Below are 14,081 nucleotides of genomic sequence, written 5' to 3'. Positions count from 1 at the left end.
CCTTGTCAAATCCATCATTAGTCATGCGGATAGCTGGAAACGCTCGCTAGCGCTGAATAAGCGGTTGTACTTTATTATCAATAGCTTCCCGCGCCCGAAAAATACGAGAACGAACCGTGCCGACGGGACAATCCATAATCACGGCAATCTCTTCGTAGCTTAAACCGTCCAGCTCACGCAGCGTGATCGCTAAACGTAAATCTTCCGGCAAAGACTCGATAGTTCGGAAAACTATGCTTCGTAGTTCTTCTGACAACATTAAATTCTCAGGGTTCGATATTTCTTTCAGCGCACCCGCATTTTCATAGTTTTCCGCGTCATTAGCATCAATGTCGCTGGAGGGCGGGCGGCGCCCCTGAGCTACCAGATAATTCTTGGCTGTATTCACGGCGATACGATACAACCATGTGTAAAATGCACTATCACCGCGGAATGATTCTAACGCGCGATACGCTTTAATAAACGATTCCTGTACCACGTCCGGCACGTCCCCTTGTGGAACATACCGCGATACCAGGCTCGCTACCTTATGCTGATAACGAACGACCAATAAGTTAAACGATTTTTGATCGCCTTTTTGGACTCGCTCGACCAGAACCTGATCTGCCAGTTGCTCGCTCATCCGAGGTAATCTCTACTCAAACCGTTCTCCACACACAAAATAGTACTGCCAGCTATATAAGTCATATTTAGAGCAAGCTCCTCATTAGAACCAAGACATTCAATAAAGTTCCGGGTCATCATTTTTTTCTTTTACTTAGCACCGTTACTCGTCTTTGCGATGCGTATCATGACGCATTCTCTTCATCACACATTGTATTTATCTGAACACACGGTCTTCATCTGAGGCTTCTACGCTCTTGCGAGGATGATACGATAAATCCAGGGTATTCGCACGATTCACCCTATGACGTCATTCGCTTATTCTTTATAGCGTAGATAAGAGGCTAAAAACCAATACAGCAACCGACCATTGGGTGCTACCATCAGATTTCCTCTTCTTTTTGCATCCACGACACCACCATGCAAACGACCACTGAATACGTCTGTGATGTTTTAATCATTGGCAGCGGCGCTGCCGGGCTTTCACTGGCATTGCGTCTGGCTTCTCAGGCCAACGTGACGGTATTAAGCAAAGGCCCGCTGAACGAAGGTGCGACATTTTATGCTCAGGGCGGCATCGCTGCTGTTTTCGATGAAGCCGATACCATTGATTCTCATATCGAAGATACCCTGATCGCCGGCGATGGCCTGTGTGAACGGGAAGCCGTTGAATTCATCGCCAGTAATGCTAAACACTGCGTGCAATGGCTGATCGAACAAGGCGTGCTATTTGATACCGAAACCAGCACCAGCGGCGAAGAACGTTACCATCTCACGCGCGAGGGTGGCCATAGCCACCGCCGAATTCTACACGCCGCGGATGCAACCGGAAAAGAAGTAGAAAATACACTGGTGCAAAAAGCGTTATCCCACCCGAATATTCGGATTATGGAACGCTGCAACGCCGTCGACTTAATTACCTCCAATAAGCTGGGTTTGCCCGGTACTCGCCGCATTGTTGGTGCTTATATCTGGAACCGTGAACGCGAACGCGTCGAATCCTGTCGGGCGAAAACGGTAGTTTTAGCGACGGGTGGCGCATCTAAGGTTTATCAATACACCACGAATCCCGATATTTCCTCCGGAGACGGTATCGCCATGGCCTGGCGTGCTGGTTGTCGCGTGGCAAACCTGGAGTTTAATCAGTTTCACCCAACCTGTCTGTTCCACCCACAGGCGCGAAACTTCCTGCTGACGGAAGCGTTGCGCGGTGAAGGCGCGTACCTTAAACGCCCCGACGGCACACGTTTTATGCCCGATTTCGATGCCAGAGGCGAGTTGGCTCCGCGTGATGTGGTCGCCCGAGCGATCGACCATGAGATGAAACGGCTTGGTGCAGACTGCATGTATCTGGACATCAGCCACAAACCCGAAGCGTTCATCAAACAACACTTCCCCACTATTGATGAAAAATTACAGTCTCTTGGCATCGATCTGACGCGAGAAGCGATACCGATCGTACCGGCAGCACACTATACCTGCGGTGGCGTGATGGTCGACCAGCATGGACGTACCGACCTTGACGGTCTGTATGCGATTGGCGAAGTCAGCTATACCGGATTACATGGCGCAAACCGCATGGCGTCCAATTCACTGCTGGAATGTCTGGTTTATGGCTGGTCAGCCGCCGAGGATATTTTGCAACGATTGCCGCAAATCAAAGCGGTAAAAAAATTGCCGGATTGGGATGAAAGTCAGGTCGACAATTCCGACGAGCAGGTAGTGATCCAGCATAACTGGCACGAACTGCGTCTGTTTATGTGGGACTACGTTGGGATCGTGCGTACCACTAAACGGTTGGAACGGGCGCAACGCCGTATCCATCTGCTCCAGCAGGAAATCAACGAGTACTACGCCCACTTCCGTATTTCCAACAATCTGCTGGAACTGCGTAACCTGGTGCAGGTCGCCGAACTCATCGTCCGCTGTGCGCTGGAAAGAAAAGAAAGCCGTGGGCTGCATTACACGCTGGACTATCCAGAACAGTTCGAGGCACCGACACCAACCATTCTGGTGCCATAAGTCAGTTAGAAAAGGCAGACGCGGCGATAATGCGTCTGCCAGCTACATGAAAAGATAGAAATCTTTTGTCAGTTGCTGAAAATCGCTCGAATAACGCTTTGCTGCATCACGGATTACCAATGCGGAGTTCACACACGCCCGTTTCTGGCGAGACAGCGCCAGCAAAACGCGGTGCGCAGTTTTATCTTCCTGTTCCGATACGCGAAGCTGCTGATGAACAAACCAATGATGTTGCTGCGCCAGAGGAAGAAAATGCTCCACAACCTGAACGGGCAACACCACGCAAAAAAGCCCTTCGGGCATCAGCAGTTGATGCGCGCAGTGCAATAGCGCTTCATGGGTTAACGAGGTGGTATAACGCGCCTGCTCACGCTCAACCGAACCACACGCGATCCCAGGCTGGAAATAAGGCGGATTACTGACAATCAACGAATAATCGGCGCATCGCATCGCGGCGAAATTCACGATATCCTCGGCATAGACCGCGATTCTGTCAGCCCATGGCGAGGCAACAACGTTGTCTTTCGCCTGCTGACTCGCAGCGCTATCCAGTTCGACGGCATCAATGAGAACATGTGGTTCAGAACGCTGTGCAAGCATCAGCGCGAGGAGGCCGGAACCGCTGCCGATATCCAGAATTCGCGTTGCAGAGGAAACCGGAACCCAAGCTCCCAGCAAAATACCATCGGTTCCCACTTTCATTGCACAGCGATCGTGCGCCACAAAGAATTGCTTGAAGGTAAATCCATCCCGACGCAATGTCAGTTTATTATCAGCCTGATGACTCATGAAAATAAGATTCCAAACGCAAACCGCAGTAGCATAGGTGAAACATCAGCGCAGGAAAAGTGTCGATGTCTGCTTAAACAGGTGAAGAAATCGGCCAATCCGTCTATAATCGGCGCCCCAAATAGAGGTAGACCATGACTGTAACCAATTTTTCCGAGCTCGATCTTGATGAAAGCCTGTTAGACGCCCTGCGTGATATGGGTTATGAACGTCCGACTGCGATTCAAGCCGAGGCAATCCCTCCGGCAATGGAAGGCCGTGACGTGCTAGGCTCCGCGCCAACAGGAACAGGTAAAACCGCCGCCTATTTGCTGCCGGTTTTGCAGCATCTTATCGATTTTCCTCGTAAAAAATCAGGTCCACCTCGTATTCTGATCCTCACACCAACCCGTGAACTCGCCATGCAGGTAGCCGATCAAGCGCGTGCATTCGCGGCACATACGCATCTGGATATCGCCACGATCACTGGCGGCGTGGCCTATATGAACCACGCAGAAGTGTTCAGCGAAAATCAGGATATCGTCGTCGCGACGACTGGCCGTCTGCTGCAATACATCAAAGAAGAAAACTTCGATTGCCGCGCAGTAGAAACGCTGATTCTGGATGAAGCGGACAGAATGCTGGATATGGGCTTCGCCCAGGATATTGAACACATTGCTGGGGAAACCCGTTGGCGCAAGCAAACGCTACTGTTTTCTGCGACGCTGGAAGGGGATGCGATCAAGGATTTCGCCGAGCGTCTGCTCAACGAACCCGTTGAAGTCGAATCCGACCCCTCTCGTCGGGAACGTAAAAAAATTCTGCAATGGTATTACCGCGCCGACGATCTCAAACACAAAACAGCCCTGCTCTGCCATCAGTTAAAACAGCCAGATGTTACGCGTTCTATCATCTTTGTACGTAAGCGTGAGCGAGTGCATGAGCTGGTAGCCTGGCTGCGTGAAGCTGGCATTAACTCGTGCTATCTCGAAGGCGAAATGGTGCAAGCTAAGCGTAACGAAGCAATCAAACGCATGAGTGACGGCCGGGTTAACGTGCTGGTGGCAACAGATATCGCAGCGCGTGGTATTGATATTAATGATGTCAGCCACGTATTTAACTTCGACTTACCGCGCACCGCAGATACTTACCTTCACCGCATCGGCCGCACCGGTCGCGCGGGTCGCAAAGGCTGTGCCATCTCTTTCGTTGAAGCGCACGATCATCTGCTACTGGGAAAAATCAGCCGTTACCTGAATGAGCCGCTAAAACCACGCATCATTGAGGAACTCCGCCCAGAAACCAAAGCGCCAAGCGCCAAAACGACGGGCAAACCGTCGAAAAAAGTGCTCGCTAAGCGGAAAGAGAAAAAAGAGAAGGAAAAAGAAAAAGTTAAAGTGAAAGTTCGCGATCGCGATAGTAAAAACATTGGTAAGCGTCGTCAACCCACGCAGAAAACCAGTGAACCGACCAGCGAATAAAACCGTTGCTGTAAACACAATAAAAACACAGATGTAAAAAAGGGAGCTTCGGCTCCCTTCTTGTTAAGGCTTCAGTAACAACTTACAGGCTGGCGGTAAAAGTACGAGCGATAACGTCGCGCTGTTGTTCCGGCGTCAGTGAGTTGAAACGAACAGCGTAGCCAGATACGCGGATAGTCAACTGCGGATAGTTTTCCGGGTGCTTAACAGCATCTTCCAGCGTCTCACGGCGCAGGACGTTTACGTTCAGGTGTTGACCACCTTCCACACGTACTTCAGGTTTGATTTCCAGTGGAATTTCACGATACTCGATCTGACCCAGATCGCTCACTGGAACGATTTGATCTTCGCTATAAACTGATTTCGCACATACGCAACGTGCCTGTGATTTTTCTTCGTCCAGCAACCAGAAAGAATTGATCAGCGCGCTGTCGTTAGCCTTGGTGATTTGAATACCAGTAACCATAATTGCCTCCGTAAAACGGCGTGTTATTGTCTTAGTTAAAAACTAACTGAGTTAAAATCGCTATCGGCAGAAAAATGCCAAATTTCGTAACGATCGTATAAAACTGTTTGCCTCTGCCCTCTTATATACCAGCCTGATAGCCAGACATCTTTGACTTAAATCAATTTTAAAACCCTGCAATCCCACTACGTGAAGGCAATTTATTGTTTTATATCAATTTTACCAAAGCACTCAATTGCAAATATTTTTGTAAATTTTCAATTTTTTTTCAAAAAATCCTCTTTAATCCCGACAATCGTGGTTACGGTTTTACCTGAGCACGATAGATCGGTAAGCTACCCACAACACCATTCAACCTGTAAAAAAAGAGTGCATGATGGCGACCTCTCTCACCTGGCATGACGTGCTGGCACAAGAAAAGCAGCAGCCTTACTTCATCAATACCCTTGAATTTGTTGGGAAAGAACGAGCAGCGGGTAAGACGATCTATCCCCCGCAGAAGGATGTTTTTAACGCGTTCCGCTTTACCGAACTGCATCAGGTCAAAGTCGTCATTCTGGGGCAAGATCCCTATCACGGCCCGAATCAGGCACACGGACTGTCATTTTCTGTACGTCCGGGTGTCCCCGCTCCGCCTTCCCTGGGCAATATTTATAAAGAACTGGCAAACGACATCCCTGGGTTTGAAATTCCACGACACGGTTTTCTGCAAAGCTGGGCGGAGCAAGGCGTTCTACTGCTAAACACCGTACTAACGGTTGAGGCCGGGCAAGCACACTCGCATGCCAATCTGGGCTGGGAAACCTTTACCGATCGCGTCATTGCCGCATTGAATGAACAGCGGGAAGGCCTGGTCTTTCTCTTGTGGGGTTCACATGCACAGAAAAAAGGCAACATCATTGACCAGAAGCGCCACCATATTCTGAAATCACCGCACCCTTCCCCACTGTCCGCACACCGTGGATTTTTGGGCTGTAAACATTTTTCGCAGGCCAATCAGCTTCTGGAACAGCAAGGATTATCGCCAATAGATTGGATGCCAAGGCTTCCGGAAGAGATCTAAGTGCAACAGTTTGGTTGCTTTCAAAGAATGGGGGCAACCAACTATCCTTTACAAAGAACCGTTTATAAAGAAGCATTTATAAAAAATCGTTAACAAGAAGTCGCTTACAAGCGTATTAAGCCAATGAAAAACATTGATTGAATGTGGATAAATCGAAAGGAATAAATAATAGGAAGTAATGCGATGATTTGGTGGAGCTAAGCGGGATCGAACCGCTGACCTCTTGCATGCCATGCAAGCGCTCTCCCAGCTGAGCTATAGCCCCACAACGTGTGGAATGTTCACGATAATCAACCAAACAGAGGGAGTGTTTGGTGGAGCTAAGCGGGATCGAACCGCTGACCTCTTGCATGCCATGCAAGCGCTCTCCCAGCTGAGCTATAGCCCCGTATCTTACAGCATTACCGCAAAGGCAAGTACTGTGCGAACGCGTCGCATAATATGAAACCCGATTAGCAGTGTCAACGGCTAAATCCGCTTATCCGATCAACCGCTGAAAAAGACGCCAAAGGTGAGAAAAAACAGGCGGCAATTTCGGTGTCATATCATCATAAGTACAATAAAAAGCTGCCAACGATAACGCGATTTATTATCATCAATTTACGTTACGCTTCTGTCTTCTATTAAGCACTTCGCACATGCGCTATTTTTCTATGATTGTATTTTCTCTGATGGTATCTGTGTCTGGCATGTTGCCCGTTCGGGCACAGCCAGCCATTCCTGATATTACCGAACAAGCAAAAGCCCAATTTCAAATCAGGCACGTTGAGATGCAAAGTGGCGAACAACATGCTTATCGACTTTTCATCGCGCTTCCCCGTCAACCCGTGCCAGAAGGCGGCTATCCGGTGCTGTACATGTTGGACGGTAATGCCCAGTTTCCGGTTGCCATAAACAGTTACAACGCGAAAAATGGCGCGGCACCGCTGATTGTCGCTATCGGTTATCCGATCGATAAACCTTACGATGTTCCCGCCCGCACGCGTGACTACACGCCGCCAACAACGATTACCGACCCAGATTTTGCCGCGGGCGGCGAAGCCGAGGCATTTTACCAATTCCTGCAATCCACGGTAAAACCTTGGGTTGAGGCAAACTACGCCGTCAATAAGCAAAAACAAACGCTTGCCGGGCACTCTTTCGGTGGCCTGTTCACGCTCTATACGCTTTTTAACCACACCGAATCTTTCCAGCGTTATATCGCTGCGAGTCCATCTATCTGGTGGGGAAACGGTGTTGTGATTCCGGTAAGAACGCCGCTGCTCGCTACACCGCCGCTGTCGATTACTGTCACAGCTGGAGAAAATGAGGATGAACCTGTCAAAACTCAGGCAGGTAAAGCCGTTGATGAAAAGCGGGCGGAACGGCTCAGCCAAAGAAAAATGGTGGAAAGAGCAAAAACGCTGGTCGCACAACTCAACGAACAGGGCACAAAAACCGACTTTATTCTGTTCCCTGGCAAAGGACACGGCGACGTCATCCCGGATGCCATAGGCAAAGCGGTCACTATCGCCGGTCAATAATCATTATTTGATGTCATAAAAAACCCCGACATTTTGCCGGGGTCTGTTCTGTATAACGCTATTCACGCAATAGCGATTACTGCTGGGCTTCACGCTCCGCGATAAACACCAGTGCTTTATCAATACGCGCCAGCGAACGCTGTTGGCCAATCGCCTGTACAGTCACATCAACGCCCGGAGACTGGCCAGCGCCCGTTACCGCAACGCGCAATGGCATACCGACTTTCCCCATCCCCTGACCCAGCTCATCTGCCGTGCCCTGAATAGCGTGATGGATGTTCTCCGCTGTCCAATCGCTAATTGCCGCCAGCTTCTCACGAACCAGCTCAAGCGGCTGACGGGCAACCGGGCGCAGGTGTTTCTTCGCAGCATCGGCATCAAACTCAGCAAAATCTTCATAGAAATAACGGCAAGAGTCCGCCATCTCTTTCAGCGTCTTACAACGTTCGCCCAGCAAGCCGATCAGTTCACTCAACTGCGGCCCGGTACGCGTATCAATACCCGCTTGCTCAATATGCCATGACAAGTGCGTTGCCACGTATTCTGCTGGCAGATAGTTAATATAGTGGTGGTTCAACCATTGCAGCTTTTCAGTATTGAAGGCGCTCGCCGATTTGTTGACGGCATCCAGTGAGAACAGAGACTTCATCTCATCAATGGAGAAGATTTCCTGATCGCCAGATGACCAGCCTAAACGCACCAGATAGTTCAACAGAGCTTCCGGCAGATAGCCGTCATCGCGGTATTGCATCACACCGACTGCGCCATGACGTTTGGACAATTTCTTACCGTCGTCGCCCAGGATCATCGACACATGCGCATATTCCGGCACCGGTGCACCCAGCGCTTTCAGGATATTGATCTGGCGCGGCGTGTTGTTGATATGGTCTTCACCACGGATAACGTGCGTGATTTCCATATCCCAGTCATCGATAACGACACAGAAATTGTAGGTTGGTGAACCGTCAGTACGACGGATAATCAGGTCATCGAGCTCCTGATTGCTGAATTCGATCGGCCCGCGAATGCGGTCATTGAAGATGACCGAGCCTTCCTGCGGGTTGAGGAAACGCACGACGTGCGGCTCATTATCAGCATGATGTTCGTGAGAGCCACGGCAACAGCCGTCGTAACGCGGCTTTTCGCCGTTTTCCATCTGCTTTTCACGCAGCGCTTCCAGACGCTCTTTAGAACAGTAGCACTTATAGGCCGTGCCGTTTTCCAGCATCTGATCAATAACGGCGTTGTAGCGGTCAAAACGTTTAGTCTGGTAGTACGGGCCTTCATCCCAGTTCAGGCTCAGCCAGTTCATACCATCCATAATGGCATCAATCGCGTCCTGAGTTGAACGCTCCAAATCAGTATCTTCAATACGCAGCACGAACTCGCCGTCCTGATGACGAGCAAACAGCCAAGAGTAAAGTGCGGTACGAGCGCCACCGACATGAAGATAGCCAGTAGGACTAGGGGCGAAACGGGTTTTGATTTTCATTTGGGATTACAGCCTTATTACGCAACGGCTGTCGGCAATACCGACATAAGCTCAGAGAACAAAAGTGGGCAACATTCTATCACTCTGCTTCGATTCCTCAACGCCGTAACATGCCGCACACGCTTTTATTCTGGTAGAAATGACCAGATACCTCGCTGAATTGCGCAAGGATGCAGCACCAGCGGTGATAAATACGACGCCTTGCCTAATTTTGCAACGAACAATCATTTTAGTTTTAAAAAGCGTTGACTCATATTCAAGTATCCCTATAATGCGACTCCACACAGCGGGGGTGATTAGCTCAGCTGGGAGAGCACCTCCCTTACAAGGAGGGGGTCGGCGGTTCGATCCCGTCATCACCCACCACTCTTTACTGAAATTAAGTAAGAGTCGCTCGCTGTGTAGAGTAAGAAGATTTGAGATTGGGTGATTAGCTCAGCTGGGAGAGCACCTCCCTTACAAGGAGGGGGTCGGCGGTTCGATCCCGTCATCACCCACCAATCTCTACCAGCTGGTCTTCTTATTAGAAGTTGAAGTAGCACAAGAAGTAAATGTAGTACAGAAGTGGGTGATTAGCTCAGCTGGGAGAGCACCTCCCTTACAAGGAGGGGGTCGGCGGTTCGATCCCGTCATCACCCACCACTTCTGCGGGTCGTTAGCTCAGTCGGTAGAGCAGTTGACTTTTAATCAATTGGTCGCAGGTTCGAATCCTGCACGACCCACCACTTCCGCAAAGTGATTCCTCTCTGAAGTAAATCCACCCAATGTTATCTACTGCACGTATCGTGTAGATGAGAGCCGTTGTCAGTTTTACGGTAATATTCCTAAACTTCGATGAAGTACCACAGCGTTGCTCAGCTGCGGCACCTAACTATCATGCCAGTACGGCTAAATCCGCTGCATCAAAACCGCGCAACTTATCAGTCTGTCCTGCACGTACTTTTTGTACCCATTGCGCATCAGAGAGCAGAACTCGGCCAACAGCGATCAAATCAAATTCTTCTCGCTCCATGCGCGCATACAGATTATCTAGCGCTGCCGTACCGGAACCCTCGCCACCAAACGCCGCAAAGAAATCCGAGCTCAGCCCTACCGAGCCAACGCTGATTGTCGTCGCACCTGTCAGCTTCTTCGCCCAACCAGCGAAATTCAACCCTTCAGCCCCGTCAATTTCGGGGAATTCCGGCTCCCAGAAACGACGCTGGGAACAGTGGAGAACATCCACACCCGCCTCAACCAGCGGTGCCAACCAGTCCATCATCTCCTGTGGGGAAGTGGCAAGCCGTGCGCGGTAATCCTGCTGTTTCCACTGACTCACGCGCAGGATCAGCGGGAAATCGTCACCAATAGCGGCTCGGACCGCGCGAATAATCTCTGCGGCAAAGTGAGAACGCTCACGGATCGTTGCTCCGCCGAAAACATCTGTACGCTTATTCGTACCCGGCCAGAAGAATTGATCGATCAGATAGCCATGCGCACCATGCAACTCCAGCGTGTCAAACCCCAACCGTTTGGCGTCGACTGCTGCGCGGGCGAAAGCCGCTACGGTATCGGCAATAGCTTCTTCCGTCATCACCACACCACGGGGCTCATCCGGCCCAACCAGTCCCGATGGGCTTTCAACAGGGGCATCCGGTTCCCAGCCACGACCGTGCGTTGACCCCGTATGCCAAATTTGTGGGCCAATACGACCACCAGCGGCATGAACCGCTTTAGCCACCGCATCCCAGCCTGCTAGCGCTGCCTCACCGTGGAAAAATGGTATTCCTGGCATATTGCGCGAAGCGGGACGATCGACCACCGTCCCCTCTGTAAGAATCAGTCCTACGCCGCCTTCGGCACGGCGTCGGTAATATTCCGCATTCGCCAGACCAGGAACCCCCTCTTCCGCCATACCCCGTGTCATGGGTGCCATAACGATGCGATTGGGAAGGGTCAACCCTTTCACCGTGAAGGGACTAAATAGAATATCGTCAGACATGGATATTTCCTTTTAAGGTTTAACGCCATAGTGGCGTTGAACATGGATTAAAAACGCAATTCATGCAGTTAAGCAACCCCTGTTAGCATCGTCTCTTGTAAAGAGAATGCCACCCTGCTTGCACTTATAAATGATGTATGACATATATAATAAATGTCAATCAACATTTAAATATGGAATGAACAGTATGAAATACTCGACGTTTGGGCGGAATACGGGTTTACGCGTTTCAGAGCTGGCTCTCGGAACAGGAAATTTTGGCACCGGTTGGGGGTATGGTTCTGAAAAAGAGCAGGCTAAACAGGTGTTTGATCGTTATGCCAACGCGGGCGGTAACTTCATCGACACGGCAGATGCTTACCAGTTAGGCCAATCTGAGCAGATGGTCGGAGAATTCATTGCTTCAGAACGCGATCATTTTGTCGTGGCGACGAAATACACCTTAAGTGCCATGCTGGATGCAGGAATTTCCCAAACCGGCAATAGCCGCAAGAACATGATTTCATCGGTAGAAAACAGCCTGAAGAGACTGAAAACCGATCATATTGATCTGTTGTGGGCGCACTTTGATGATCGGCTAACCCCGCTTGAAGAGATTGTTCGCGCTTTCGACGATCTCATTCGAGCAGGGAAAATCCAATACGCAGGCTTCTCTAATTTTCCAGCCTGGCGTATTGCCCGAGCGGACACCATGGCGGAACTGCGCGGCTGGTCACGCATTGCCGGTATTCAGGTGGAATACAGCCTGGTACAGCGCACCGCAGAACGGGAACTGCTGCCGATGGCTGAAGCAATGGGGCTGGCTGCAACGCTTTGGTCTCCGCTGGGTGGCGGTTTGCTGACGGGAAAATACCGTCAAAGTAAAGAAGGTCGACTGATCGGTTTTGGCGGAAGATTACTACACACAGAGCAAGATACGACCTTGCTGGATGAGGTATTTCGCGTGGCAAACGATTTGAACGTCATGCCAATACAGATTGCTATCGCTTGGCTGCGGCATAAGTCCGCCCGTTCCAGCACCAGTCTGATCCCCATTCTGGGTTCGCGCACGCTGGCACAGTTGGACGACGCGCTACTCGCATTAAATGTGACGCTAAGTGAAGATCAAATAGCACGGCTGGATGAAGTCAGCGCTATTTCTCTGGGAACGCCACACGAGCAGATTGCAGGAACATTGCCACGGGCTCAGGGAAGCGACAGCACCCATATCATTACGCCATGGCCACCACGAGCCTGATCTGGCTATTGATGAAAGGCATCATCTATTGAGTCTGATTTTTTCATACTCTAAGATGATGCCTGACAAAGAAAGGAGAACAACATGGCCCGTGTATCAAAACAGCAGATGGAGCGTAACCGAGAGGAAATTATCCAGGTTTCTTCACAGCTCTTTCGCGAACGGGGTCTGAATGGCGTCAGCGTGAACGATTTGATGGCTGCGGCCGGGTTAACCCACGGCGGCTTTTATGGTCATTTTGCCTCAAAAGATGAGCTCGCTGCCATCGCCAGCCGAAAAGCGCTTGAGGATTCCCATGCGCGCTGGCAGGAAATAAGCCAGCACGCCGATCAACATGATCTACAAACGATTGTCGAACACTATCTTTCCCCCGACCACCGTGACAGCGCTAAAAATGGCTGCGCAATCACCGCATTAGCCAGCGATGTCGCCAGAGAAGGTGAAGATAAGCCGGTACGCGAGGTTTATCTCAGCGGTGTCAAAGCCATGCTGGACAGGCTGGAGTCTCTATCGACTATAGAGGATAAAGAGCAGCGTAAGCAGCATGCTCTGGCGCAATTCGCCCTGTTATCCGGCGCGCTGGCACTAGCACGTGCAACAGCTGGCGACACTTTGTCAGACGACTTTCTCAGCGCTGCGAAAAAGGCGCTGCTTGGCGAATCATAGGCATGTTATGAAAAGGGGCCTACCGCAACCGTGATAAGCCCCAATCGCGCTTCCCATCAAAAATATCCCCTTTATACAGGCTATTCCCTAACCTTCCACCGTTCAGGTCACCGGCTCTTCTCATAACATAGTGTTATTGCGTTATTCTCATCCATCATTAGACCACCACAATTGCAGTGCTATGCTTTTCGTGTTGACACGCTTCACCTAATTTTTTGACAGAAAATATCAAATTTATTTGTTTTCTATTCAGGCGCTAAATCGACGACACTGCCGCCTTATCTCCAATAGCACTTTTCGCTAACTCATGAGGTTGTCTAGTATGATTTCTCAGTTGAATCAGTGGTTCACGCGTTTAACCGATCATCCCGATGCAGGTAAACTTTTACTGCGTTTAACCGTGGGTATTCTGCTGCTGTTTCACGGCGTAGCAAAAATTGAGCACGGTGTGGGTTGGATTGTACAGATGCTGCAAGGCGCTGGCCTGCCAGGTTTTATCGCTTACGGCGTCTACGTAGGCGAAGTCGTTGCGCCAATTCTGATTATTCTGGGCGTGTTTACCCGTATTTCTGGCCTGATTGCTGCGTTGACGCTGGTTGTCGCTACGCTGATGGTGGGTACCGGTAAATTCTTCACCCTAACCGAAGTCGGTGCATGGGCACTGGAAGTCGAAGCGCTCTATTTCTTTGCTGGCATTATCATCATGCTGGTTGGCAGTGGTCGTTACTCTGTCGCCTCTAACCCTGCTTATCGTTAATTCTTGCAGCCACAAGCATTAA

General features: G+C 50.3%; 12 protein-coding genes and 6 tRNA genes. 11 read left to right on the top strand and 7 right to left on the bottom strand.

Features of this window, described 5'->3' with window-relative positions; genetic code table 11:
• Window positions 1-46 precede the first annotated feature (46 nt).
• Complete coding sequence (gene rpoE, locus A6301_RS09400; RefSeq protein ID WP_005973561.1) at window positions 47-622, bottom strand: RNA polymerase sigma factor RpoE; 576 nt, start codon at window positions 620-622, stop codon at window positions 47-49.
• Window positions 623-1,023: 401 nt separating this feature from the next.
• On the opposite strand from rpoE, the gene nadB reads away from it, so the two are divergent.
• The gene (gene nadB, locus A6301_RS09395) at window positions 1,024-2,625 is read left to right on the top strand and encodes an L-aspartate oxidase (RefSeq protein WP_215484446.1); all 1,602 of its coding nucleotides are present in this window, start codon (window positions 1,024-1,026) and stop codon (window positions 2,623-2,625) included.
• 42 nt (window positions 2,626-2,667) lie between these two features.
• On the opposite strand, the gene A6301_RS09390 is transcribed toward nadB, so the two are convergent.
• Entirely contained in the window at window positions 2,668-3,414 is a 747-nt protein-coding gene (locus A6301_RS09390) for a tRNA1(Val) (adenine(37)-N6)-methyltransferase (RefSeq protein ID WP_234257638.1), read from the bottom strand.
• A gap of 134 nt (window positions 3,415-3,548) precedes the next feature.
• Between A6301_RS09390 and srmB the strand changes: the two genes are divergently transcribed.
• Entirely contained in the window at window positions 3,549-4,874 is a 1,326-nt protein-coding gene (gene srmB, locus A6301_RS09385; protein WP_107170778.1) for an ATP-dependent RNA helicase SrmB, read from the top strand.
• A gap of 82 nt (window positions 4,875-4,956) precedes the next feature.
• Here the strand turns inward: srmB and grcA are convergent, their stop codons facing one another.
• The gene (gene grcA / locus A6301_RS09380; protein ID WP_107170779.1) at window positions 4,957-5,340 is read right to left on the bottom strand and encodes an autonomous glycyl radical cofactor GrcA; all 384 of its coding nucleotides are present in this window, start codon (window positions 5,338-5,340) and stop codon (window positions 4,957-4,959) included.
• A gap of 376 nt (window positions 5,341-5,716) precedes the next feature.
• Here grcA and ung point away from each other — a divergent pair, with 376 nt between their 5' ends.
• On the top strand, window positions 5,717-6,403 hold the full coding sequence (gene ung, locus A6301_RS09375) for a uracil-DNA glycosylase (RefSeq protein WP_107170780.1): 687 nt from the start codon (window positions 5,717-5,719) through the stop codon (window positions 6,401-6,403).
• Window positions 6,404-6,592: 189 nt separating this feature from the next.
• Here the strand turns inward: ung and A6301_RS09370 are convergent.
• Both A6301_RS09370 and A6301_RS09365 read right to left on the bottom strand, forming a co-directional pair.
• A tRNA-Ala gene (locus tag A6301_RS09370) sits at window positions 6,593-6,668 on the bottom strand.
• Window positions 6,669-6,715: 47 nt separating this feature from the next.
• Window positions 6,716-6,791 (bottom strand) — tRNA-Ala (locus A6301_RS09365).
• Between the two features lie 250 nt (window positions 6,792-7,041).
• Here A6301_RS09365 and A6301_RS09360 point away from each other — a divergent pair.
• Window positions 7,042-7,926: an alpha/beta hydrolase gene (locus tag A6301_RS09360; protein WP_234257636.1), complete on the top strand. Its 885-nt coding sequence runs from the start codon at window positions 7,042-7,044 to the stop codon at window positions 7,924-7,926.
• Between the two features lie 76 nt (window positions 7,927-8,002).
• On the opposite strand, the gene gltX is transcribed toward A6301_RS09360, so the two are convergent.
• Entirely contained in the window at window positions 8,003-9,418 is a 1,416-nt protein-coding gene (gltX, locus tag A6301_RS09355; RefSeq protein ID WP_234257635.1) for a glutamate--tRNA ligase, read from the bottom strand.
• A 290-nt stretch (window positions 9,419-9,708) separates the two neighbouring features.
• Between gltX and A6301_RS09350 the strand changes: the two genes are divergently transcribed.
• From A6301_RS09350 to A6301_RS09335, 4 genes are all read left to right on the top strand, one after another.
• Window positions 9,709-9,784, top strand: a tRNA-Val gene (locus tag A6301_RS09350).
• 58 nt (window positions 9,785-9,842) lie between these two features.
• Window positions 9,843-9,918: transfer RNA gene (locus tag A6301_RS09345), tRNA-Val, on the top strand.
• A 66-nt stretch (window positions 9,919-9,984) separates the two neighbouring features.
• Window positions 9,985-10,060, top strand: a tRNA-Val gene (locus A6301_RS09340).
• 7 nt (window positions 10,061-10,067) lie between these two features.
• Window positions 10,068-10,143 (top strand) — tRNA-Lys (locus tag A6301_RS09335).
• Window positions 10,144-10,292: 149 nt separating this feature from the next.
• On the opposite strand, the gene A6301_RS09330 is transcribed toward A6301_RS09335, so the two are convergent.
• Window positions 10,293-11,399, bottom strand: coding sequence for an NADH:flavin oxidoreductase (locus A6301_RS09330; RefSeq protein WP_215484289.1), 1,107 nt, complete (start codon window positions 11,397-11,399; stop codon window positions 10,293-10,295).
• A 187-nt stretch (window positions 11,400-11,586) separates the two neighbouring features.
• Between A6301_RS09330 and A6301_RS09325 the strand changes: the two genes are divergently transcribed.
• The 3 genes from A6301_RS09325 to A6301_RS09315 all read left to right on the top strand — a co-directional run bounded on the left by A6301_RS09325 (window position 11,587) and on the right by A6301_RS09315 (window position 14,059).
• The gene (locus A6301_RS09325; RefSeq protein WP_234257634.1) at window positions 11,587-12,636 is read left to right on the top strand and encodes an aldo/keto reductase; all 1,050 of its coding nucleotides are present in this window, start codon (window positions 11,587-11,589) and stop codon (window positions 12,634-12,636) included.
• 84 nt (window positions 12,637-12,720) lie between these two features.
• A complete protein-coding gene (locus A6301_RS09320) occupies window positions 12,721-13,302 on the top strand; it encodes a TetR/AcrR family transcriptional regulator (RefSeq protein ID WP_205540060.1) in 582 nt (193 codons plus the stop codon).
• Window positions 13,303-13,624: 322 nt separating this feature from the next.
• Complete coding sequence (locus tag A6301_RS09315) at window positions 13,625-14,059, top strand: DoxX family protein (RefSeq protein ID WP_039352393.1); 435 nt, start codon at window positions 13,625-13,627, stop codon at window positions 14,057-14,059.
• Window positions 14,060-14,081: the final 22 nt, after the last annotated feature.

The organism is Pectobacterium sp. IFB5596 (assembly GCF_021432585.1).
Lineage (GTDB): Bacteria > Pseudomonadota > Gammaproteobacteria > Enterobacterales > Enterobacteriaceae > Pectobacterium > Pectobacterium punjabense.
Note: the sequence above shows the minus strand (reverse complement) of the source record. Positions and strands in the feature narration are given on the sequence as shown.

Excerpts from the sequence above, each read along its gene's own strand:
- rpoE (WP_005973561.1), bottom strand. The coding sequence starts at position 622 with ATGAGCGAGCAACTGGCAGATCAGGTTCTGGTCGAGCGAGTCCAAAAA.
- nadB (WP_215484446.1), top strand. The coding sequence starts at position 1,024 with ATGCAAACGACCACTGAATACGTCTGTGATGTTTTAATCATTGGCAGC.
- A6301_RS09390 (WP_234257638.1), bottom strand. The coding sequence starts at position 3,414 with ATGAGTCATCAGGCTGATAATAAACTGACATTGCGTCGGGATGGATTT.
- srmB (WP_107170778.1), top strand. The coding sequence starts at position 3,549 with ATGACTGTAACCAATTTTTCCGAGCTCGATCTTGATGAAAGCCTGTTA.
- grcA (WP_107170779.1), bottom strand. The coding sequence starts at position 5,340 with ATGGTTACTGGTATTCAAATCACCAAGGCTAACGACAGCGCGCTGATC.
- ung (WP_107170780.1), top strand. The coding sequence starts at position 5,717 with ATGGCGACCTCTCTCACCTGGCATGACGTGCTGGCACAAGAAAAGCAG.
- A6301_RS09360 (WP_234257636.1), top strand. The coding sequence starts at position 7,042 with ATGCGCTATTTTTCTATGATTGTATTTTCTCTGATGGTATCTGTGTCT.
- gltX (WP_234257635.1), bottom strand. The coding sequence starts at position 9,418 with ATGAAAATCAAAACCCGTTTCGCCCCTAGTCCTACTGGCTATCTTCAT.
- A6301_RS09330 (WP_215484289.1), bottom strand. The coding sequence starts at position 11,399 with ATGTCTGACGATATTCTATTTAGTCCCTTCACGGTGAAAGGGTTGACC.
- A6301_RS09325 (WP_234257634.1), top strand. The coding sequence starts at position 11,587 with ATGAAATACTCGACGTTTGGGCGGAATACGGGTTTACGCGTTTCAGAG.
- A6301_RS09320 (WP_205540060.1), top strand. The coding sequence starts at position 12,721 with ATGGCCCGTGTATCAAAACAGCAGATGGAGCGTAACCGAGAGGAAATT.
- A6301_RS09315 (WP_039352393.1), top strand. The coding sequence starts at position 13,625 with ATGATTTCTCAGTTGAATCAGTGGTTCACGCGTTTAACCGATCATCCC.